21 protein-coding genes and 2 pseudogenes are annotated in these 20,243 nt (G+C 70.8%); 16 read left to right on the forward strand and 7 right to left on the reverse strand.

Annotation, left to right across the window (positions count from 1 at the left end; genetic code table 11):
- The first annotated feature begins 340 nt into the window (after positions 1 to 340).
- The 4 genes and pseudogenes from ACFW6P_RS28920 to ACFW6P_RS28935 all read left to right on the forward strand — a co-directional run bounded on the left by ACFW6P_RS28920 (position 341) and on the right by ACFW6P_RS28935 (position 2,669).
- On the forward strand, positions 341 to 832 hold the full coding sequence (locus ACFW6P_RS28920; protein ID WP_386358975.1) for a sortase: 492 nt from the start codon (positions 341 to 343) through the stop codon (positions 830 to 832).
- Positions 833 to 930: 98 nt separating this feature from the next.
- Positions 931 to 1,602: a class F sortase gene (locus ACFW6P_RS28925; protein ID WP_386358977.1), complete on the forward strand. Its 672-nt coding sequence runs from the start codon at positions 931 to 933 to the stop codon at positions 1,600 to 1,602.
- 312 nt (positions 1,603 to 1,914) lie between these two features.
- A pseudogene (locus ACFW6P_RS28930) lies at positions 1,915 to 2,438 on the forward strand (hypothetical protein).
- 90 nt (positions 2,439 to 2,528) lie between these two features.
- Complete coding sequence (locus ACFW6P_RS28935) at positions 2,529 to 2,669, forward strand: hypothetical protein (protein WP_386358979.1); 141 nt, start codon at positions 2,529 to 2,531, stop codon at positions 2,667 to 2,669.
- A 22-nt stretch (positions 2,670 to 2,691) separates the two neighbouring features.
- On the opposite strand, the gene ACFW6P_RS28940 is transcribed toward ACFW6P_RS28935, so the two are convergent.
- On the reverse strand, positions 2,692 to 3,159 hold the full coding sequence (locus ACFW6P_RS28940; RefSeq protein WP_386358981.1) for an RICIN domain-containing protein: 468 nt from the start codon (positions 3,157 to 3,159) through the stop codon (positions 2,692 to 2,694).
- A 94-nt stretch (positions 3,160 to 3,253) separates the two neighbouring features.
- Here ACFW6P_RS28940 and ACFW6P_RS28945 point away from each other — a divergent pair, with 94 nt between their 5' ends.
- Entirely contained in the window at positions 3,254 to 3,400 is a 147-nt protein-coding gene (locus ACFW6P_RS28945) for a hypothetical protein (RefSeq protein ID WP_386358983.1), read from the forward strand.
- Between the two features lie 69 nt (positions 3,401 to 3,469).
- Here ACFW6P_RS28945 and ACFW6P_RS28950 read toward each other — a convergent pair whose 3' ends face one another.
- A complete protein-coding gene (locus ACFW6P_RS28950) occupies positions 3,470 to 4,810 on the reverse strand; it encodes a PLP-dependent aminotransferase family protein (protein WP_386358985.1) in 1,341 nt (446 codons plus the stop codon).
- A gap of 158 nt (positions 4,811 to 4,968) precedes the next feature.
- On the opposite strand from ACFW6P_RS28950, the gene ACFW6P_RS28955 reads away from it, so the two are divergent.
- Positions 4,969 to 5,607, forward strand: a complete 639-nt coding sequence (locus ACFW6P_RS28955; RefSeq protein ID WP_386358987.1) for a LysE family translocator — start codon at positions 4,969 to 4,971, stop codon at positions 5,605 to 5,607.
- A 157-nt stretch (positions 5,608 to 5,764) separates the two neighbouring features.
- Here ACFW6P_RS28955 and ACFW6P_RS28960 read toward each other — a convergent pair whose 3' ends face one another.
- Entirely contained in the window at positions 5,765 to 6,070 is a 306-nt protein-coding gene (locus tag ACFW6P_RS28960) for a hypothetical protein (RefSeq protein WP_386358989.1), read from the reverse strand.
- Positions 6,071 to 6,176: 106 nt separating this feature from the next.
- On the opposite strand from ACFW6P_RS28960, the pseudogene ACFW6P_RS28965 reads away from it, so the two are divergent.
- Together ACFW6P_RS28965 and ACFW6P_RS28970 are read left to right on the forward strand one after the other, a co-directional pair.
- A pseudogene (locus tag ACFW6P_RS28965) lies at positions 6,177 to 6,476 on the forward strand (transposase); the annotation flags it as partial.
- A 238-nt stretch (positions 6,477 to 6,714) separates the two neighbouring features.
- Positions 6,715 to 7,407 carry a FadR/GntR family transcriptional regulator gene (locus ACFW6P_RS28970; protein ID WP_386358991.1) on the forward strand — a complete coding sequence of 231 codons (693 nt, stop codon included), beginning with the start codon at positions 6,715 to 6,717 and terminating at the stop codon, positions 7,405 to 7,407.
- 36 nt (positions 7,408 to 7,443) lie between these two features.
- Here the strand turns inward: ACFW6P_RS28970 and ACFW6P_RS28975 are convergent, their stop codons facing one another.
- Complete coding sequence (locus ACFW6P_RS28975; protein WP_386358993.1) at positions 7,444 to 8,862, reverse strand: aspartate ammonia-lyase; 1,419 nt, start codon at positions 8,860 to 8,862, stop codon at positions 7,444 to 7,446.
- Between the two features lie 47 nt (positions 8,863 to 8,909).
- Positions 8,910 to 10,076, reverse strand: a complete 1,167-nt coding sequence (locus tag ACFW6P_RS28980; protein ID WP_386358995.1) for an aminotransferase class V-fold PLP-dependent enzyme — start codon at positions 10,074 to 10,076, stop codon at positions 8,910 to 8,912.
- Between the two features lie 318 nt (positions 10,077 to 10,394).
- On the opposite strand from ACFW6P_RS28980, the gene ACFW6P_RS28985 reads away from it, so the two are divergent.
- The 4 genes from ACFW6P_RS28985 to ACFW6P_RS29000 are packed head-to-tail and all read left to right on the forward strand — an operon-like array spanning position 10,395 to position 13,797.
- Entirely contained in the window at positions 10,395 to 11,195 is an 801-nt protein-coding gene (locus ACFW6P_RS28985) for an amino acid ABC transporter ATP-binding protein (RefSeq protein ID WP_386358997.1), read from the forward strand.
- 49 nt (positions 11,196 to 11,244) lie between these two features.
- The gene (locus ACFW6P_RS28990; RefSeq protein ID WP_386358999.1) at positions 11,245 to 12,135 is read left to right on the forward strand and encodes a glutamate ABC transporter substrate-binding protein; all 891 of its coding nucleotides are present in this window, start codon (positions 11,245 to 11,247) and stop codon (positions 12,133 to 12,135) included.
- A 34-nt stretch (positions 12,136 to 12,169) separates the two neighbouring features.
- Positions 12,170 to 12,820, forward strand: a complete 651-nt coding sequence (locus ACFW6P_RS28995) for an amino acid ABC transporter permease (protein WP_386359001.1) — start codon at positions 12,170 to 12,172, stop codon at positions 12,818 to 12,820.
- On the forward strand, positions 12,817 to 13,797 hold the full coding sequence (locus ACFW6P_RS29000; protein WP_386359003.1) for an amino acid ABC transporter permease: 981 nt from the start codon (positions 12,817 to 12,819) through the stop codon (positions 13,795 to 13,797). The genes ACFW6P_RS28995 and ACFW6P_RS29000 overlap by 4 nt, the downstream gene beginning before the upstream one ends.
- Before the next feature lie 40 nt (positions 13,798 to 13,837).
- Here the strand turns inward: ACFW6P_RS29000 and ACFW6P_RS29005 are convergent, their stop codons facing one another.
- Positions 13,838 to 14,716 carry a DUF6671 family protein gene (locus ACFW6P_RS29005; protein WP_386425349.1) on the reverse strand — a complete coding sequence of 293 codons (879 nt, stop codon included), beginning with the start codon at positions 14,714 to 14,716 and terminating at the stop codon, positions 13,838 to 13,840.
- Complete coding sequence (locus tag ACFW6P_RS29010; protein ID WP_386359006.1) at positions 14,713 to 15,039, reverse strand: helix-turn-helix transcriptional regulator; 327 nt, start codon at positions 15,037 to 15,039, stop codon at positions 14,713 to 14,715. The genes ACFW6P_RS29005 and ACFW6P_RS29010 overlap by 4 nt, the downstream gene beginning before the upstream one ends.
- Positions 15,040 to 15,232: 193 nt before the next feature.
- Here ACFW6P_RS29010 and ACFW6P_RS29015 point away from each other — a divergent pair, with 193 nt between their 5' ends.
- The 4 genes from ACFW6P_RS29015 to ACFW6P_RS29030 are packed head-to-tail and all read left to right on the forward strand — an operon-like array spanning position 15,233 to position 20,119.
- Positions 15,233 to 15,562 (forward strand): hypothetical protein, encoded by a 330-nt coding sequence (locus ACFW6P_RS29015; protein ID WP_386359007.1) that lies wholly within the window; start codon positions 15,233 to 15,235, stop codon positions 15,560 to 15,562.
- Positions 15,559 to 17,196 carry a proton-conducting transporter membrane subunit gene (locus tag ACFW6P_RS29020; RefSeq protein WP_386359009.1) on the forward strand — a complete coding sequence of 546 codons (1,638 nt, stop codon included), beginning with the start codon at positions 15,559 to 15,561 and terminating at the stop codon, positions 17,194 to 17,196. Before ACFW6P_RS29015 ends, ACFW6P_RS29020 begins: the two co-directional genes overlap by 4 nt.
- Positions 17,193 to 19,793 (forward strand): DUF2309 domain-containing protein, encoded by a 2,601-nt coding sequence (locus tag ACFW6P_RS29025; RefSeq protein ID WP_386359011.1) that lies wholly within the window; start codon positions 17,193 to 17,195, stop codon positions 19,791 to 19,793. The genes ACFW6P_RS29020 and ACFW6P_RS29025 overlap by 4 nt, the downstream gene beginning before the upstream one ends.
- Positions 19,790 to 20,119, forward strand: coding sequence for a DUF190 domain-containing protein (locus ACFW6P_RS29030; RefSeq protein WP_386359013.1), 330 nt, complete (start codon positions 19,790 to 19,792; stop codon positions 20,117 to 20,119). Before ACFW6P_RS29025 ends, ACFW6P_RS29030 begins: the two co-directional genes overlap by 4 nt.
- Positions 20,120 to 20,243: the final 124 nt, after the last annotated feature.

Below are 20,243 nucleotides of genomic sequence, written 5' to 3' on the forward strand. Positions count from 1 at the left end.
AGGACGCGCTCAGTCTGTGACGCTCCCGATCCGGCCGAGCGGGCCTCACCGCGGGACCCGCTCGGCACGGCCCCCGCCGGTCACCGCCCGGCACACGGCCCCGGCCGTCGGTGGGACGTCGTTAGCCTGTTCGCCGACCCCTGACGATCTGTCCGCCGCGGCGGCGGCGACTTCCGCGACCTGCACAGATGATCGCTTGCGGGTGATCTGTACCGCTGCCCGGGCGACGCAGGTGCCCTCCGTCACGTTGCGGAGGTGACGGAGCGTCGGTTGCCTCGTCAGTGACGTACAACGAGACGCCGTACAGGCCGGCCGGACGCTCTTTCACAGGAGGATTGCTTTGAGCAACACACGTATTGGCATCGGTATCGGCTTGGTGGTCGGTGCCCTGGCCCTGCAGATTCCGGTCGCCGCCGCCGCGGACGGCTCCGGTCTCGACATCAGGTCGTGGGGCGCCTCGCCCGGATCCAAGGTCACGGTCTCCGTCGCGGCCTGCGGCGACGGTGTGACCTACGGCAAGGGCGAGTCCGAGGTGGCGGGGAAGTTCCACCTCTTCGAAGGCGAGAGCAAGGGTGTGCTGACCGGCGAGTTCACGCTGCCGGAGGGGCCCTTGCCCGACACCGACACCGTCACCGTCAAGTGCCCACCGCGCACCAGGATCACGGCTTCGTACGAGCTCGGGAAGCGCCGGCCCGACGGGGCCGTCGAGGCCGGATTCGGAAGTCCCCGGGACTCGGCCCCGCAGCTCGCCCTGGGTGGAGCGCTGGTCGCCGCGGCTGCCGCCGGGTGGACGGTGAGGATGCGTCACCGTTCGAGCGCGAACCGCACCTGACCGCCCTCCCCCCGCCTCACGTCCCCCCGGGCCCCCTTCGCCCCGGAGGCCGTGAGGCGGGGACACCCACCTCACGGCACGCAAGAGGCACCACCGCGATGACATCCAGGCACGACGACAGCGCCTCCCCGCCCCCGTGCATCCCGTCGGTCAGGCTTCTGATCTGGATCCTGGCGGTGGGTACGGTGCTGGTGACCGGCGCGCTGCACGACGGACAGCCACCGCAGCCCTCGGCGGGCCAGGCCTTCTCCGCCCCGTCGGCCCCGTCGGCCGGCCGCACCGCCGCGGCCGACTCCGCCGTGCAGCCGCTGCGGCCCTCCGAACCCCTGCGGATCCGGATTCCCGCCATCGAGGTCGACGCCCCCCTCACGAGGCTGAGCCTGGACTCGGCGGGGGCGCTGCGCCCCCCGCCCGCCGACGAGCCCGATCTCGCCGGCTGGTACGGCGGGGGTACCACGCCCGGCTCCGTCGGCACGGCGATCACCGCGGGGCACGTGGACCTGCGGACCGGCAGACCCGGCGTCTTCTACGGCCTCGGCGCCCTGGCCAAGGGCAACACGATCGAGATCGACCGGCAGGACCGGCGCACGGCCGTCTTCACCGTCGACGCCGTGGAGGTCTACGCCAAGGACAGCTTCCCGAGCGAGAAGGTCTACGGCGACTCCGAGCGGGCCGAGCTGCGGGTGATCACCTGTGGGGGCGGTTACGCCGAGCACACCGGATACCGGGGCAACGTCGTGGTCTACGCGACGCTCACTGCGGTGGAATAGCGCCGTGAGGGGCCGACGGTGCGATGTGCCGGTTCGGTGACGGTGGGTCGGCGCCGGTGACGGAGCCTCAGAGACAGGTCCTGTCCCCTCGATCACGACCGGGCTCCCGATCCGTCTGCGCCGCCGACTGCCGACGTGCAACAACCGTCAACCTGCACGGACTCGTACTCCAGTGTGACTCTGTGATCCGGTGCTTGGACGCCTCGGCGGGTCGACGTCATGGCCCGAGAGTTGAGACCGGTCTGACGGCTGAGCATCTGCTGTCGGCGAATCGACCTGGCCGGGCGGCGATCCCGGTGCTTGTGTGTCGGTATGGAGATCCTGGTTCTGGGCGGAACGGCATGGGTGGCTCGGGAACTGTCGCGGCAGGCGATCGAACGCGGCCGTCGGGTGACCTGCCTCGCGCGTGGCGAGAGCGGAGAAGTCGCGGACGGAGCGACATCGGTCGCCGCCGACCGGCGCGATCCGTCGGCGTACGAGCCCCTGCTCGACCGGGTATGGGACGCGGTCGTCGAGGTGTCATGGCAGCCCGGCTTCGTTCGTGGAGCGCTCGACGTGCTGGGCGGCAAGGCCGGGCACTGGGTGTATGTCTCATCCGGCAACGCCTACGCCTCTCACGCCACGCCGGGGGCGGACGAGTCCGCGGCCCTGCTCGCCCCGACCGACCGGAGTCCCGGGACGGGTCCTCGGCGCGCGCCGCGGGGCTGCGTCACCGGCCCCGGGCTGAGATGCTGGCCGACACGCTGCGCTGGGAACACGAGCAGGGGCTGGACCGGGAAAGACGCGCGGGGCTCAGCGCGCAGCGCGAGCGCGAGTTGCTCGACGCTCTCGACTGACGGCGCTGGACCGGTCCCGCACACCCGGGCGCCTCCACGCGCGCCCTCCGTTCCGGCTTCCCGGTCCGGAGCTCCCGGGAGCCGTTGGCCGTGCGCCTGGTTGCGCCCGAGATCGTCGCCGAGATCACGGTCGACGTCGCCCGCGACAGCGCAGGCCGCTTCCGGTGTCCGGTGAGGCTGCTGCGCATCCGCAGCGACGTCGAGCCGGGCGAGGTGCCCCTGTTCGGATGAGCAGCGCCGGCACCCTCGGGGTTTACGCCTCCTTCTTCAGAAGCCAGACGTCGTTGCCCGCGCCGTTTCCTTCGGCCTGGATCAGCCGGTCCTTCTGGGCGCACATGTACAGCCCGCTGAACTCCGAGACGATCTGGTAGCCGTCTCCTTTTGGCGAGAGCTTCCAGTGCACCTTGGGGCTGGACGGATCGGCCGCAATCTCGATCACCGTCCGGGGCTCGTTCGTCGCAAACAGATACCCCGTCGGTGAGTCGCCCAGAGAGATCAGCAGGTGGTCACCTTCCGGGGTCACCTTCCACAACTGACCCATGCTGTGGTCCCAGTCCTCGAGAGTCACCTCCCCGCTCTTCTCCGGGGGAATGTGACCAGTCACAGCTCGGTCGGGCTGGGATGCCAAGCGCAGGGAGACGACGTCCGAGGTGGTCAGTGACGACGGCGCAGAGGTTCCAGGCTGTGCCATGACGGCAGTCCTTTCCTTCTTGGCGGTCACCACAAGCCTCTGCCTCCCCCGCGTTGCGCTGCCCCTCCTATTGCTCCATCTGGGTGACACGGGATGTGCCTCGGCCACGTCCGCGGGCTCCCTCGTGGACGCCAAGGGGGAGTTCCGCAACAGGGGCTTGGCCGGCCTGGCCAAGGGCCAGGCCGGGGAAGGCAACGAACCTACCTCGCTCCTCGCGCACTACGCGGTGCCGCTGGAGAAGAGCTGCGTGGACGCCCACCCGGTGGACTGACCAGGTTCCACGGACTGCCCCTCATCGCCGCCACGTGCATCAGCGGGCGGCCGGGGCGCCGACGGGGGCTTAGTCGGTGACCAGGTCGTCCGGGGCGGACCGGGCGAGTTCGGTGAGCGTCTGCAGGGCCTGGGCCAGGACGTCGATGTGCGGCGAGGCGAGCCCCAGCCGGATCGCGTCGGGCGGGTTGTTGCGACCGACGGTGAACGCGGCCGCGGGCGCCACGCCGATGCCGTGCCGCGCGGCGGCGGCGACGAAGGTGTCCGCGCGCCACGGGCGGGGCAGCTGCCACCAGCAGTGGAACGAGCCCGGATCGCTCTGCACGTCGAAGCCGGCGAGCTGCCGGGCCGCCAGCTCCTGCCGTACGGCGGCCTCCCGCTGCTTCGCCTTGACGAGGGTCTGCACGGTCCCGTCCTGCTGCCAGCGGTAGGCGCACTCCAGGGCGAACCGCATGGGGGTCCAGCCGCCCGAGCGCAGGGACGTGCTGATGTCGCCCACCAGGGACCGGGGCGCCACAACGAACCCGAGGGTCAGGCCGGGCGCGATGCGCTTGGACAGGCTGTCGACGAGCACGGTGCGCTCCGGGGCCAGCGCGGCGAGCGGCGGCAGTTCGTCGCGCAGGAACGCCCAGACGGTGTCCTCGATCGCGGGGATCCCCAGCCGCAGCAGCACCTCGGCCAAGTGCCCCACGCGCTCCGGGGACATGGTGAGCGAGAGCGGGTTGTGCAGGGTCGGCTGGACGTACACGGCGCTCAGCGGGCCGCTGCGGTGGGCCTCTTCGACGGACTCGGGAATCAGCCCGGCTTCGTCCATGGCCAGCGGGACGAGGGTGATGCCGAGCCGGCCCGCGACGGCCTTGATGACGGGGTAGGTCAGCGCCTCTACCCCGAGCCGGCCGCCCGGCGGCACCAGGGCGGGGACCACGGCCGAGATGGCCTGCCGCCCGTTCCCGGCGAACAGCACCCGCTCCGGTTCGGGGCGCCAGCCGCCGCGGGCGAACAGGTCGGCGGCCGCCTCGCGGACGGCCGGCAGGCCGGCCGCGCCGACCGGCCGCAGCGCGTCCCCGAGCACGTCGGGGCGCATCAGCCCGGCGAGGCCCTCGGCCAGGAGTGCCGTCTGCTCAGGCACCACCGGGTAGTTGAGCTCCAGGTCGATCCGAGTGCCCGCGGGTTCGGTGAGCGCGGGCGCGGCGGCCCGGGAGGACTCCGCGCGGACGAAGGTGCCGCGGCCCACTTCGCCCAGCGTGAGGCCCCGGCGGGCGAGCTCCCGGTAGACGCGGGCGGCGGTGGAGCCGGCGATGCCGTGCTGCCGGGCGAAATCGCGCTGCGGGGGCAGCCGGCTGCCCGGCCGGAGGACTCCGGTCAGGATCTGCTCGGCCACCGCGTCGGCGACGGTCCGGTAGTCCTTCACGGCGCTCTCCCCTCGTTCGTATGCCGCTCGGTCCACTCCGATCAAACCATGATATTGCACCGAGTGCAATATTGCTCATTGCATCGAGTAATGCGAATCAATATGATCCGTGCATTGCTCCGAGCAGGGCCAGGTCACGGCATCGAGAAGAGGTTTCCATGGTTGAACTGAGCGGGGTCCTCGGCGTGATGGTGGTGGCGCTCGGGATGGTGCTCACCCCGGGCCCGAACATGATCTATCTCGTCTCCCGCAGCATCACGCAGGGCAAGCGCGCCGGGATCACCTCCCTGGGCGGCGTGGCCCTGGGCTTCATGGTGTACCTGCTGGCCGCGAACCTGGGCCTGTCCGTCATCTTCCTCGCCGTGCCCGAGCTGTACTTCGCGGTGAAGCTGGCCGGTGCGGCCTACCTCGCCTACCTCGCCTGGAACGCGCTGAAGCCGGGCGGTGTCTCCGTCTTCACCCCGCAGGAGGTCCCGCACGACTCCCCGCGCCGCCTGTTCACGATGGGACTGATGACCAACCTGCTCAACCCGAAGATCGCCGTCATGTACCTGTCGCTCATCCCCCAGTTCATCGACCTGGACGAAGGCCACGTCCTCCTGCAGGGCCTGATCCTCGGCTCGGTCCAGATCGTGGTCAGCGTCGCGGTCAACCTCGGCATCGTCCTGGCGGCCGGCTCCATCGCGGGCTTCCTGGCCCGCCGCCCCTCCTGGCTCAAGGTGCAGCGGTACCTGATGGGCACGGTCCTCGGCGGCCTCGCGGTCACCCTGGCCCTCGACACCTCGGGCCCCGCGTAACCCCGAAGGCGAGCGGGCCGGTCGAGAATGTCGCGACCGGCCCGCTCACCTGTATGTCCTCACCTCGGCAGTTGCCGCGCATCGCGGTACGGCGAGCAGAAGACCAGAAGCCGGCACGGTCAGGTCGGCAGCGAGGTGCGGGTGGCGGTGGTCACGGTCACCGGGTTCCTTCCGGGGAGGGGGAGAGGGTGCGGGGGACGTCTGCGGCGGTCCGGTCCGCGGGGGTGCGCAGGGGAGTACGGGGTGCGGCCCGCCGTGCCGTGTCCAGGGCGGCCACGACGGCCCCGCGGTCGGTCCTGCCGTTGAGGTTGAGCGGCAGTGCCGGCAGACGCAGCAGGGTGCCCGGCACCATGGAGGCGGGCAGCCGTTCCTGCAACGCCTCCAACAGGGGCGCCGGATCGGCCGCGTCCCCGGTGTAGACCGCCTGCAGGACGGGCGCGGAGCGGTCGGTAGGGGCCACCACGACCGCGTCGGTGACACCGCGACGCGCGCGCAGGGCTCCTCGACCTCGCCCAGCTCGACACGGTAGCCACTGATCTTGACCTGGCTGTCGAGGCGGCCCAGGTGCACCGGGCCGTCGCCGCCCCGGGCCACCCGGTCTCCAGTCCGGTACCCACGCCGACAAGGGCTACGACTACGACCACCTGCGGAAATGGCTTCGAGAGCGTCGCATCCGCCACCGCGTCGCCCGCAAGGGCATCGAGTCGTCCACGCGGCTCGGCCGACACCGCTGGGTCGTCGAGAGAACGGTCTCCTGGCCGGCCGGATGCCGACGCCTGCACCGCCGCCGCGAGCGCAAGGCCGAGCACTTCCTGGCCTTCGTCGGCATAGCCGCAGCCCTCATCAGCTACCGCCGACTCACCAAGTGAAACAACGTCTACTGTAAGGCCATGAGGCGGGTGTTCCGCGATGCCGAGCCCGGTTCTGAGGTGATCCTGTCGGGGCTTCGTCACCTCCGAGCCGACGCCCTGTACGCGTCCCAGGTGCAGGTCCGTGCTCACCGCGTCGGTGTCGGCCTGGACGGGCCGCCTGTTGACCATGGTGGGGACTACGTGGAAAGCTGGTCCTACCGGTTGGTCCTACCGGCGGCAGGGGTGTGAGGAGTCCATGGCGTCACAGAACTCGCATGGCCGTCGGCGCAAGCCGGAACTCGTTGCGGAGGCGTTGCTGGCGAGGATCCGGGCGGGTGAACTGCCGGTCGGTCAGAGGCTGCCCTCGGAGCGGGATCTGGCGAGCGAGTACGGCGTCAGCCGGAACGCGATCCGTGAGGCGCTCGCCGTGCTCCAGCTCAGCGGCCATGTCGAGACGCGGCTCGGGGACGGCAGCTATGTCGCGACCCCAGAAGGCCCGGCCCGCGACGAGAACGACGCCGGGCTCCTTGCCGCACTGAACATCACCGAGCTGCTGCAGGCACGCGAGGCGCTCGAGCTTGCGAGCGCCCTGGCGGCGATCCGCAAGGCGACCCGGTCGGACCTGCTCAAGATGGACGCTCTTGTGGCGGAGATGGAAGAGCATCTGGAGCAGGACGACTACGAGAGCTATCTGCGCACCACCATGGACCTGCACCGGGCGGTCGCAGCGGCATCGCGTACGCCGCTGCTGGTCACCCTGGTCACGGAACTGACCACCAAGCACCAGAGCCACGAATGGCTGCTGCACACCCGGTACACCCCGGCGATCGGCGCGTACTCGCTGGATGTGCACAAGGCGCTGGTCAAGGCGATCCGCGAGAAGGACGTGGTCGCGGCGTACGAGGCGACGAGCCAGCATTACCACGACTACCCGGTGTTGCAGAGCTGAGCCCGGGCCGGGGAGCCTCCCCGGCCCGGCCCCGTCTCAGCGGTCGGCCGGGGTCACCGGACGCACCAGTTTCTCCGGTCTCAGGATGTCGGCCAGTTCCGCTTCGGTGAGCAGTTCCCGGGCGACCACCAGGGACGGGATGCTGCGGCCGGTGGCGAGCGCCTCGGCGGCGATGGCGGTGGCGGTGGCGTAGCCGATGTGCGGGTTGAGGGCAGTGATCACGCCGATCGAGTGCTCGACGCCACGGCGCAGGTGTTCGGTGTTGGCGGTGATACCGGCGACGCACCGGTCCGCCAGCGTGTGGCAGGCGACGGTGAGTTGGCCCAGTGACGCGAAGAGGCTGTGCGCGATGATCGGCTCGAAGGCGTTGAGCTGGAGCTGCCCCGCCTCCGCGGCCATGGTGACGGTGAGGTCGTTGCCGATGACCTGGAACGCGACCTGGTTGACCACCTCGGGAACGACCGGGTTGACCTTGCCCGGCATGATGCTCGACCCCGCCTGGACCGGGGGCAGTCCGATTTCGGACAGGCCGACCCGTGGACCGGAAGACAGCAGGCGCAGATCGTTGCAGATCTTGGAGAGCTTGACCGCGATGCGCTTGAGCACGCCGGAGAGCGTCACGAACGATCCGGCGTCCTGCGTCGCCTCGACGAGGTCGGCCGCAGTGGTCAGGGGCATCTGGGCGATCTCCCGGAGCCGCAGGCAGGCGAGTTCGGCGTAGCGGGGGTGTGCGGTCAGTCCGGTGCCGATGGCCGTGCCCCCGAGGTTGATCTCGGTGAGAAGGGCGGCGGCCTCCGTCAGGCGTTCGGCGTCCTCACGGACCATGACGGCATAGCTGCCGAACTCCTGGCCGAGGGTCATCGGGACGGCGTCCTGCAGCTGGGTCCGGCCCATCTTGACAATGTCGGCGAATTCCTCCGCCTTGGCCGAGAACGCCGCCGCCAGTGCGTCCAGCGCCTCTCCGAGCCGCTGGATCAGAACGTACAGGGCCAGCTTGACCGCCGTGGGGTACACGTCGTTGGTGCTCTGGGTCATGTTGACGTCTTCGAGCGGGTGCAGGTGCAGGTAGTCGCCGCGGGGCCGGCCGAGGTGCTCCAGGGCACGGTTGGCGATGACCTCGTTGGCGTTCATGTTCGTGGAAGTGCCGGCACCGCCCTGGACGACGTCCACCAGGAAGTGCTCGTGCAGCCGGCCCGTCCGGATGTCCTCACAGGCGCAGACGATAGCGGCGGCCTTGTCGGCGTCCAGGAGTCCGAGTTCGCGGTTGGCTTCGGCGGCGGCCTGCTTGACGCAGGCCAGCGCGACGACCAGTTCCGGGTGGCGGCCGATCGGGGTGCCGGTTATGGGGAAGTTCTCGATGGCGCGCAGGGTGTGCACGCCGTAGTAGGCATCGGCGGGGACGGCTCTGTCGCCCAGCAGGTCGTGTTCCGTGCGGGTGTCGGCCGGTGCGGTCACGGGTTCGCTCCAGGTGGTTCGTCGGGCTGGGTTCTGCAACGGGCGCGTCAGACCGCGTGGGCGCGGGGGATGGTCCGCAGCCCCCGGCGCAGGACGGCTGCCAGCCGGTCCACGTCGTCGGCGTTGTTGTACAGGCCGAAGGAGACACGGGCTCCGTCGCGTACGAACGAGAGACGGACGCCCTCGGCGGCGAGGAACTCCGCCCATTGCGGTGCGGGCAGATCCAGGACGTGGATGTGCGAGCGGTGTTCGCGCTCCCGAGGTCCGACCAGGGCAATGCCGAGGTCGTCCAGGTGGGCGATGAGCTGGTCGCCCAGGTCCAGGACGTGCCGCTCGACCTGGCGGACGCCGATCCCTTCGATGAGGTCCAGCGCGGCGCCGAGCGCATGGATCGCCGGGAGGTTGAAGTTGCCGATCTCGAAGCGCCGGGCGTCGTTGCGGGGCTCGACGCGTCCGACCGTGACGACGCGATGCTCGTCGCGGTCGTTGACACCGGCCAGGGCCAGGTAGGTCGGTCGCAGCGCCTCCGCCCCGTACGGCGTGTACAGCACACCGAGACCCTGGGGCACGAGCAGGCCCTTGTGGCAGCCGGTGGCGAGCGCGGAGACTCCCAGGGCGCGGGCGTCGACGTCGAGAACGCCGACCGACTGCATGGCGTCCACGACCACTTCGGCCCCGTGTGAGCGGGCGTGTCGGGCGATGCCCGCGACGTCGTTGCGCTGTCCACTGTGGAACATCACGTGCGACAGGGCGATCGCCCGGGTCCGGTGGTCGAGGTAGGGGGCGAAGGTGTCGGCGTCGGCCCACTTCTTGTGCTTGTCCTGCGGGATCATCCGCACCTCGAGCCCGTCCGGATGGCGGTTGAGCCAGGCGTAGGCGACGTTCGGGTGTTCGCCCTCCAGGAGCAGCACGTTGTCACCCGGCTCCACGTGCAGGCCGTGTGCGGCGATGTTGAGGCCCTCGGAGGTGTTCTTGGTGAACGCGATCTCGTCGACGCCCACGCCCAGGAAGGCCGCCAGTCGGGCCCGGACCTCCGCCACCCGCGCCAGCCAGCGCTTCTTCGGGCCAGCGGACTCCAGAGCCTCGTCGTAGAAGGCGTCGAGGGCTGAACGTACGAGCGCCGACAGGGGCGTCTGGTGGGCGGCGTCCAGGTACAGGAACTGCTCTGCCGCCGGGAATTGGGAGCGCAGGGTCGCGCTGGGTGCAGTACTCACTGCGGTCTCTTTCCTCCGTTCCAGGCCAGGCGCCTCACGGATCGGCCCAACCGGTAGGACCAATTCACCATGCTGCTCCCCTGGAGGTCAAGGGGGGCTCCCGGCCCGGAGACGCCGGGGCGGTAAAAGGTCGAAGATGAGGCGGATATGACTGGTTTCGTAACGTGAACGTCACAGTCAATTCGATGACGACCCTTGACACCACCGACCGCTGGACCGTCCACTGGTCCGACAGGTTGGACCAGGTCGGACCGAAGTGCTTTCCGGTCACGCCCCTCTCCCGTGGCCCGCCCCTTCTCCACCGCGAGGTAGTAGTTCATGTCTTCCTTGAAGAACCACCAGGCCGTCGCTGCCGGCGAGGCGCCTGCGGATGGGAACGGCCGGCGCCCCCTGCTGTCCCTCCGCGGTGTCAACAAGCACTTCGGGGCGCTTCACGTTCTCGCCGACGTCGATCTGGACGTGGCCAGGGGGGAGGTCGTCGTAGTGATCGGCCCCTCCGGTTCGGGAAAGTCGACGCTGTGCCGCACGATCAACCGACTGGAGACGATCGGGTCGGGAAGCATCACCCTGGACGGGCGGGAACTGCCCGAGGAGGGCCGGGAACTGGCCGCCCTGCGCGCCGACGTGGGCATGGTCTTCCAGTCCTTCAACCTCTTCGCGCACAAGACCGTCCTGCAGAACGTGACGCTCGGGCCGATCAAGGTCCGGAAGGCGGCGAGGGCCGTAGCGGAGGAGCGTGCCCTCGGACTGCTGGACCGTGTCGGGGTGGCCGCCCAGGCCCACAAGTTCCCTGCTCAGCTCTCAGGAGGGCAGCAGCAGCGGGTCGCCATCGCCCGTGCGCTGGCCATGGACCCCAAGGTGATGCTGTTCGACGAGCCCACCTCGGCCCTGGACCCGGAGATGGTCAACGAGGTCCTCGACGTCATGACGTCCCTGGCCCGTGAGGGCATGACCATGGTCGTCGTCACCCACGAGATGGGCTTCGCGCGCCGCGCGGCCGACCGCGTGGTCTTCATGGCCGACGGCCGCATCGTCGAGCAGGCACGGCCGGACGAGTTCTTCTCTGCGCCCAGGAGCGAGCGCGCCGGGGACTTCCTGTCCAAGATCCTCAGCCACTGACTCCGCCCCCGTTCCACCGCACCCCCCGTACCACCCAAGGAGAACCACGATGATCCAGCACAGACGCGCCCTCGTCCTGACGGCAGCGACCGCCGCCCTGGCCCTGGGCCTTTCCGCGTGCGGCGGAAGCGGGCCGGAGGACACCGCCTCGACGGTGGCCAAGCCGACGTTCAAGGCCGGGACGACGATGGCCGAGCTGTCCGCGGCCGGAAAGATCACGATCGGTACGAAGTTCGACGTGCCGCTGTTCGGCCTCAAGGGCCTGGGCGGCAAGCCGACTGGCTTCGACGTGGAGATAGCCAAGATCATCGCGGGGAAGCTCGGTATCGACGCCTCGGACGTCACCTGGGTCGAGACCCCCTCCAAGGTCCGCGAGGAGTACCTGGAGCAGGGCAAGGCCGATCTGATCACCGCGACCTACACGATCAACGACGAGCGCCGTAAGCGGGTGACCTTCGCCGGTCCCTACTACAACGCCGGCTCGACCCTGATGGTCAAGAGCGGCAACAACGACATCACCGGCCCGGACTCTCTCAAGGACGCCGGCCTCAAGGTGTGTACGGCCACCGGGTCCGTCGACGCCGAGAACATCAAGAAGTACCTCGAGGACCCGGCCAGGCAGCTGGTCACGTTCGATGTGTACAGCAAGTGCGCCGACGCCCTGCGTACGGGCCAGGTCGACGCGGTCACCACCGACAGTGCCATCCTGCTGGGCTTCGTCTCCAACTCCAAGGGCGGTTTCAAGACCGTCGGCGACACCTTCTACGACCAGCCCTTCGGTATCGGCATCAAGAAGGGCGACGTCGCGTTCTGCGAGTTCGTCAACGGCGTGCTGACCGAGGCGGAGAAGGACGGAACTCTCGCCAAGGCATGGAAGGACTCCGTCGGTGACGCGGCCCCGGAGGTCCCGAAGCTTCCCGAACTCGGCCCCTGCGAGTGACCCCGCGCGTAGCCGTGCGATTCGGAGCAGACACATGAACGTGATCGTCGACAACGCGGATCTCTTCTGGTCCGGTTGGCTCAAGACCGTAGAAATCTGTCTCTACTCGGCCGTGGGCTCACTCGTGCTCGGCATGGCCGTCGCCGTGGCCCGGGTCTCCCCGGTACCGCTGCTGCGACGACTGGGCGCCCTGTGGGTCCAGTGCGTGCGCAACTGCCCGCTCACCGTCGTGCTGTTCTTCATGGCGTTCGGTCTGCCCGAAGTCGGGCTCCACGGCAGCTACTTCTGGTTCGGGGTGGCCGGCCTGACCTGCTACACGTCCGGCTTCATCTGCGAAGCCGTACGCAGCGGGATCAACGCGGTGCCGGCCGGCCAGGCCGAGGCGGCGCGCGCCATCGGCCTGACCTTCGGCGCGGGCCTGCGGCTGGTGGTCATGCCGCAGGCCCTGCGCTCGATGGTGCCGCCGCTGGGCAACGCCCTGATCGCCATGATCAAGAACTCGGCGATCGTCGGCGCGTTCGGCGTCGGCGGAGAGCTGTTCAGCGTGGCGGACACCCTGACCTCGGCGCGGGGTCTTCCCGCGCTGCCCACCCTGACGGGCGTCGTCGCCGGATACCTCCTGCTGATCCTGCCCTTCGGATTCCTGCTGAGCCGTTTGGAGCGCAAGGTGGCGATCGCCCGATGACCGCGACCCACGTCCTGTACGACGCCCCGGGCCCGCGCACCCGTCGGCGGATCCGCTGGGGCACCGCCGCCCTCCTGACCGCGCTGGCAGCCGGACTGGCCCTCCTCATCGCCAGGCTCTCCGCGCAGGGGCAGCTCGACGAGGCCAAGTGGGGCCCCCTGATCAATCCGTCCGACCCCCGGTTCGGGCTGGTGTGGGACTTCCTGGGCGACGGCCTGACGGCCACCCTCCAGGCGGCCGGCATCTCCATCGTGCTGTCCCTCGTCCTCGGCAGCGCGCTCGCCGTCACCCGCGCGACGGCCGCGGCGTGGTACCGCTGGGCGGTGGTGGGCGCGATCGAGTTCTTCCGCGGTGTCCCCGTGGTGCTGTCCGTCTTCTTCGCCGCCCGTGTCCTGCCGGAGATCGGCATCGATCTGCCGACCATGTGGTTCCTCGTCATCGGCCTGACGCTGTACAACTCGGTCGTCATCGCCGAGGTCATCCGCGCCGGCATCCAGGCCCTGCCCAAGGGGCAGGCGGAGGCCGCGTACGCCGTCGGCCTCACCCGGGGCGCCACCCTGCGGCTGATCCTGCTCCCCCAGGCCTTCCGGATCACCCTCCCCGCGCTCATCGGGCAGCTGGTGGTCGTCCTGAAGGACACGTCGCTCGGCTTCATCATCAGCTACGAAGAGCTGCTGCGCCGTGGGCAGATCGCCGTGCAGACGCTGGAGAACCCCTTGCAGACGTTCTTCGTGATCGGCGTCATTTTCATCCTGGTCAACTTCAGCCTCTCCAAACTGGCCGAAGCCGTGCAGCGCTGGCTGTCCCGCCCCAGGCGCAGAAGCGATCCGCCCCCCGTGGCGGCCAAGTCACACGACCGAGACGGCGCGGTGGACTCCACGGGCGCGAGCGCGAAAGCCCGCGGCAGCGCAGGTGGCGGCGATGGCCGCGGTGGTCATCGGGACCATGCCGGTTCCTCACCCGCACGGCCAGGCTGACCCGGCGTGCTGGGGGGCCGCGGGGCGGGGGCGGCTGGGTTCAGGGGTTGCAGGAGGGGCAGTGGGCCGGGTCGGTGTGGGTTAGGCCGTCGGCGCGGGGGTGGGTGCTGTGCTGCGGGCACAAGACGCAGCCGTAGAGGACGACCCGGTGCCAGTCGGTGGGCGTGCCGCACAGCTTGCAGGGCAGGCCGCGTTCGCGGCCGACGATACCGTAGCCGGGGGCGGCGCAGGCCGGGCACAGGGTGGCCAGCCGGGCTGCGAGGGTGCCGGCGAGCAGGCCGATCTGGTGCATGCGGGTGGGGTTGACGTGGGCACGCATGTCGGTCTCGAGCCGTGCGCGGCCGCATGCTGAGGCCGCAGCGCACTCGGTGATCGTTTCCCTCAGCTGGGTGCGGTCCTGGATGCCCTTGTACAGCGGCTGGGTGGGGGTGTCGTCGGCGGGGGTGTGGGGACGCACGATGACGGCGTGAGGCCCGAAGCCGATGCTGTCGAGGAAGGCCTCGGTCGTCTGGTCCAAGCCGCTGGTGGTGTGGTGCGCGAAGTTGGTCTCGGTGGTTTTCTGCTCGGTCACGCGCAGGGCTCGTTCGGTGTCGAGGAAGACGAGGTGCTCCTGCCCGCAGGCGAGCCAGGGGGCCATCGGGTGGGGGCCGAAGGAGCCTTCGCTGGCCACCGCGCAGGTAAGTCCCGTTGATTCAAGAGCGAGTTCGGCCTTGCGGACCGCGGTCTCGACGGGCGTGCCCAGGCGGCGGGGGATCTCCCCGGTGAAGGTGCCGAGCTGGTCGGTGTCCACGTCCTTGGCCAGGACCAGGTCGATTCCCACAGCGGTCGCCAGGGCGGGAGCGACGACCTGCTCCTTGCCGTGGCGGGTGGCCATGGCCGCCTTCACCCCGTGGTAGGGGTGCGCGCCGTGGGTGTTCACGGGACGGTCTCTGTCTCGGGCGTGCGGAGGCGGGGTCCGCGCTGAGGGTCGAGACCGGTGAGGACGGCGACCAGCTGGCCGATGACGGTGTCGCGGTCCATCGGATGGCGCAGCGGCAGTTCGGGGTGCAGTTGGTAGTTGTTGCGCCGGCCCTGCCGGGTGCGTTCGAGGTATCCGGCTTCCACCAGGTCGGTCATGATGCGCTGCGCGGCCCGCTCCGTGATGCCGACGGTGTCGGCGATGTCCCGCAGCCGCGCCTCAGGGTCTTTGACCACGCACAGCAGCACATGGGCGTGGTTGGTCAGGAACGTCCAGTCCGGCATGTCCTTACCCTACCTGACTTTACTGTCTCTTGAATCACACTTTCTATTACCGGACTCAGATGTCCTGTAAATTGAGTCCGGTAATGCTGGTCCTGTGAGTTTGGAGGTGCTCATGGCTGCACGTGAGGGGACTCCCCGTCCCGGGAAGCCCGCCGCTCTGCGAGAAGACCGACAGTGCGGGCTCCCGGGCTTCTTGACCGCCGAAGACGTCACCAGGGCGGCCACGTCCGCCCAGGTGGCCGACAAGGCGGACCGATGGGCGCACAAGTGGGCCAGTCCGCCGCCGGACGTCGTGATCGAGACGTCCCCGCCGGGCGGGCGCCACAGGGCCGCCGGGCAGGTCGGTGCGTACATCGCCGGTGAGCTGGAGCGGGGGCGGTCGCTGTACTGCGTGGTGCGTGACGAGTTTGTGGCGGCACGGATCGGCGGCTTCGACGGCCGGGCCCTGCTGCCGCACTGCCTGGAGCACCTGCCGCCGGCCGATGGGTCCGCGGCCGCTGCCGGGCCGGGAGCTGTCGCGTGAGCGCGGCCGGGCTGGTGTTCCCGGCCGTCGCGCTGCCCGTCCTGACGGCAGCGGCCGGCGGTCTTCCTCCACTGCGGGCCCATGCCTGTCGCCTGGGCGTGGCGGGCAGCGCCCTGGCCGCCACGTCGGCTGCGGTGCTGGCCGTGGTGGTTGTGACCGACGGGCCGTCGTCCACCCCCGCTCTCCAGGTGGGCGGGGGTCTGTGGCTGGGGTGGGTCGCCGACCGGCTCACCGTCACGCTGCTGATCTTGGTTGCCACGGTCAGTTGGATCGTGCAGGTCTACGGCCGCCGCCAGTTGCAGGGCGACCTGGCCCGGTCGCGTTTCGCCCTGCGGGCCGGGCTGCTGACTGCGGCCACCGCGGCGATGGTGAGCGCGGCATCCCTGCTCACGCTGGCGCTGGCCTGGTCGTTGGCCGGGGCCGCTTTGGTGTGGCTGGTCGGTGTGTACCGGCCGGCACCGGCCGCGGGTCAGGCAGCCAGGCGCACCGCATGGATGGTGCTGCTCGGGGACACGTCCCTGTGGGCGGCCGTGATCGTGTACCTGGCGGCAGGCGGTGAAGGTGATCTGCGCCGCCTGGCCGTCGACCCGCACCCCCTCGGCGGAACGACCGGGGCGGCAGTGGGATGCCTGCTGGTGGTGGCCGCGGCGGCACGCTGCGCGCAGTTGCCCTTCCACCGCTGGCTGCCTGCCTCGCTGGCCGCCCCGACTCCGGTCTCGGCGCTGCTGCATGCCGGCGTGGTCAACGCCGGCGGCGTGCTGCTCATCCGCCTGAACCCGATCATGACGGCCAGCGGGTGGGCGAGCGGCCTGTGCGTCGCCATCGCCGCCGTCAGTGCCGTGACCGCGACGCTGATCATGCTGGCGCGGCCGGATGTGAAGGGCGCGCTCGTGCACTCCACCATCGCCCAGATGGCCTTCATGCTGCTGACCTGCGCCATGGGCCTGCTGGTCGCGGCGGTTGCCCACCTGATCGCGCACGGCATGTTCAAGGCGTCCTTGTTCCTCCGCTCCGGCTCCGCTGCCCAGGACCACGTCCGCCACCTGAAGGCGCCGCCCGCCGCACCCATCGGCCATGCCCGTGCCTGCGCCCTGGCCGCCCTCGCGCTGGCGGCCGCGGCGCTCAGCGTCGCCTTTGCCGCGCGCCTGCTGCACCCGCAGTCCCAGCCCGGTGGCGCGGTGCTGGTGGCGTTCGCCACCGTCACCGCGGCCGCAGCGGCGTGGGGATGGCTGCGCCGCCGCCCCACCCCCGTGGGCGTGGTGCTGCTCGTGATCGGCCTGCCCGTCCTGAGCGGCGGCTACCTGGCGGTGCTGGCCGCCATGACCCGCTTCCTTCACCCTGCGCTCGCCCCCGCGGGCCCCGCCACGGCACCGGCGTGGGCACTGGCGGTGGTGCTGGTGCTGCTCGCCGCGGCCGGGCTGCTACCCACCCGGGTACCACGCTGGGCGGGCATGAAGGCGCGACTGTATGCGCGGGTCCTGGCCGCCGGGCAGCCACCCCTGCCCGCCCCCCGCACCGTCGCGGCTCCCGCCCTCATGCCCGTGCTCACCCCGGTGCCAGCCGCACCCGCCATCACGCCCGCCTCGCCGGGGGTTCCGGCCCTGGCCGCCCAGGCGGAAGGAGTCCACCTGTGACCACCACCCATCCCACCACCCTCGCCGCTCCCCAGCAGGCGACGGCTGCCCCCCAGGCTCTCGGACGGCTGCTCGCCGATGTCACCGAGGCGGCCCGCATCCTGGCTCCCACCTGGCCGCTGCGGGACTTCATCGCCGTCAACCCGCTCGGCGGCCTGACCGACAAGCCCTTCATCGAAGCCGCCGAGACGGCCGCCACCGCCCTGGGCGCCCGCGCCCTGCCCCCGGAGAGCTGGCTGCGCGCCGCCTACAGCCGCGGCCGGATCACCGACGCCGACCTCACGGCCGCCCTGGCCCGCCACGCACCCACGTCTCTTGCCCAGCCCCCGCTCCGCCTGGGCGAACGCATGGTGGAAGCCACGACGGTGCTGCTGGTCGACCTCCACCACGGCCTGACCGCCCCGCACCCCCAACGCACCAGCCGCACCCTGCTGGAACGCCTCGATGCTGAGGCGGCGGCTGTGCTGGACACCCACACCATCACCTGCCTGGCCGCCTACCTCGACGACGGACAGGCTGCCTGGCCCATGCCCGCCCGCCAGCACGGCCTCTACACCGCCTGGCGCACCCTGGCCCCGCATATCCCCGACCTGCCCCGCACCGCCCGGGCCCAGCTGCGCGAGCTGCCAGACAAGCCCGAACAGGCTCTGCTGGACGCACTGGCCGTACTCGGCGTCCCCGAGGCCGAGCGGGTGGGCTACCTGCGGGCGCACCTGGCCTGTCTGCCCGGCTGGGCCGCCCGCGTCCGCGGCCACGCCGAGCAAAACCCCGACGCCGCCACGGACCTCGTGGCCTATCTCGCCCTGCGCACCAGCGTCGAGGCCGCCCTGCTCACCCCCGGCCACCCCGACGGCACCGCCTGTTCAGCCGCGGCCCACTGCCCGACCGACACCCCACCCGTGCCGTCACCCGCCCAGCGGGCCGCGCACCTGCTCCCTCACCTCGGCACCGGTGACAGCAAGGCACTGAAGCGTCTGGCCGACCTGCTGGCCCTGCTGCCGCCCACCCGGCGGGCCCTGGTGTGGCTGGAGGCTTACGAAGGCCACTACCGCAACCATCTCCTGGCCGCCCTGGACCGCCCCCGCCGGCAGCGGGAGGAGAGCGAGCAGCCGGTGGCGCAGGTGGTGTGCTGCATCGACCCCCGCTCCGAGGGCCTGCGCCGACACTTGGAGGCCCAAGGCGCCTACCAGACCCTCGGCTTCGCCGGATTCTTCGCGATCGCGCTGCGCTACGCCGACCTGGCCGGCGGCGCCCCACGCGCCCACTGCCCCGCCCTGACCTCCCCCCAGTACGACTTGACCGAAGCTCCTACCCCCGGTCACCGCAGCGGTGCGGAGCGCCACCTGGCCGGGCGGCAGACGATCGCCGCAGCGGAGAACGCGTGGCACACCGCCAAGCACCACCCGGCCGCCCCGTTCGCGCTGGCCGACGCCGCCGGCTGGGCCGCTGGCCCCCTGGCCGCCGCCCGCACCCTGGCGCCCCGCACCACCGCCGACGCACTGAAGCGACTCACCCTCCGCCTCGCCCCGCCCGCCCCCACAACCCTCACCATCGACCATCTCAGCCGCGCCCAGCGCCTGCGCACGGCCCACACCATGCTCACCCTGATGGGTCTCACCCAGGGTTTCGCCCGGCTGGTCGTATTCGTCGGGCACACGGCCCGCACCACCAACAACCCCTACCAGGCGGCGCTGGACTGCGGCGCCTGCGGCGGGCATCCCGGAGGGCCCAACGCCCGCGCCGCCGCCGCCCTCCTCAACCACCCCGAGGTCCGCACCGATCTCGCCGAGCACGGGATCACCATCCCCGGCACCACCCGCTTCCTGCCCGCCGAGCACGACACCACCACCGATCACGTCACGCTGCTCGACACGCACCTGCTGCCTTCCGCCCACCGGAGGGACGCCGAGCGCCTCACCGCTGACCTGCAGCGGGCGGGAACCGACCTGGCCGCGGAACGCTGCACCACCCTGCCGGCCGCGCCCTCCCACGCCGGCGGCCGCCGGGCCCGCCGCCATGTGGCCACCCGGGCCGCGGACTGGGCCCAGCCCTTCCCCGAATGGGGACTGGCCGGCAACGCCGCCATGATCATCGCCCCCCGCGCGGCCACCCACGGTATCGATCTTCAGCGGCGAATCTTCCTCCACGACTACGATCACACCCGCGACGCCGACGGCACCGTGCTGGAGACCATCCTGACCGCCCCTCTCATCGTCGCTCAGTGGATCAACAGCCAGTACTACTTCGCCACCGTCGACCCCCACACCTTCGGCGCGGGAACCAAGGTGCTGCACAACATCACCGGCGCCGGCCAGGGTGTCCTCTCCGGACCCACCAGCGACCTCCAGCCCGGCCTGCCGTGGCAGTCACTCACCGACGGCCACCAGCTGCGCCACGAACCCCAGCGCCTGCTCACCTTCATCCACGCCCCCCTCGATCGCCTCGACACGCTCATCGCCCGTCACCAGATCCTGCGCCACCTGATCGGCAACGACTGGATCACCCTCCTCGCCCGCGAACACTCCGATCAGCCCTGGCAACGCCACACCAGCACCGGCTGGCAGCCCTGCATCCCCACGGAGGACGACGCGTCATGAACCGCCCTGGCCTGACCAAGATGACCAAGATCGACGTCGTCGTGCCGCACACCAACGCCGACGCCGTGCGCACGCTGATCACCCGAGCCGGCGCCACCGGCTACACCAGCATCTCCGGCGTCGCCGGCCTGGGCCACCACGGCCAGCACCACGGCCCGCTGCTCTTCAACGACCGCGACACTCTCGATCTGATCATCACCGTCGTCCCCGACGACCACGCCGACACCCTCATCCCCACCATCACCGATCTGCTGCAGACCACCCCAGGCGTCATGTTCGTCAGCGACACCTACGTCAGCCGCCCCCACTACTTCCGCGTCACCTGAACCGCAACCCCGCCCCTCCCGGCGCGCCCGGGTCTGTCCAGCCAACGGTGTAACTCGGGTGGTGTGAGTTAGCGGCGGCCGACGGAGAGTCGGCCGTCGAAGGCGATGTCGAAGGCCTGCAGGG

The sequence above is a fragment of the Streptomyces sp. NPDC058741 genome (assembly GCF_042746715.1).
GTDB lineage: Bacteria > Actinomycetota > Actinomycetes > Streptomycetales > Streptomycetaceae > Streptomyces.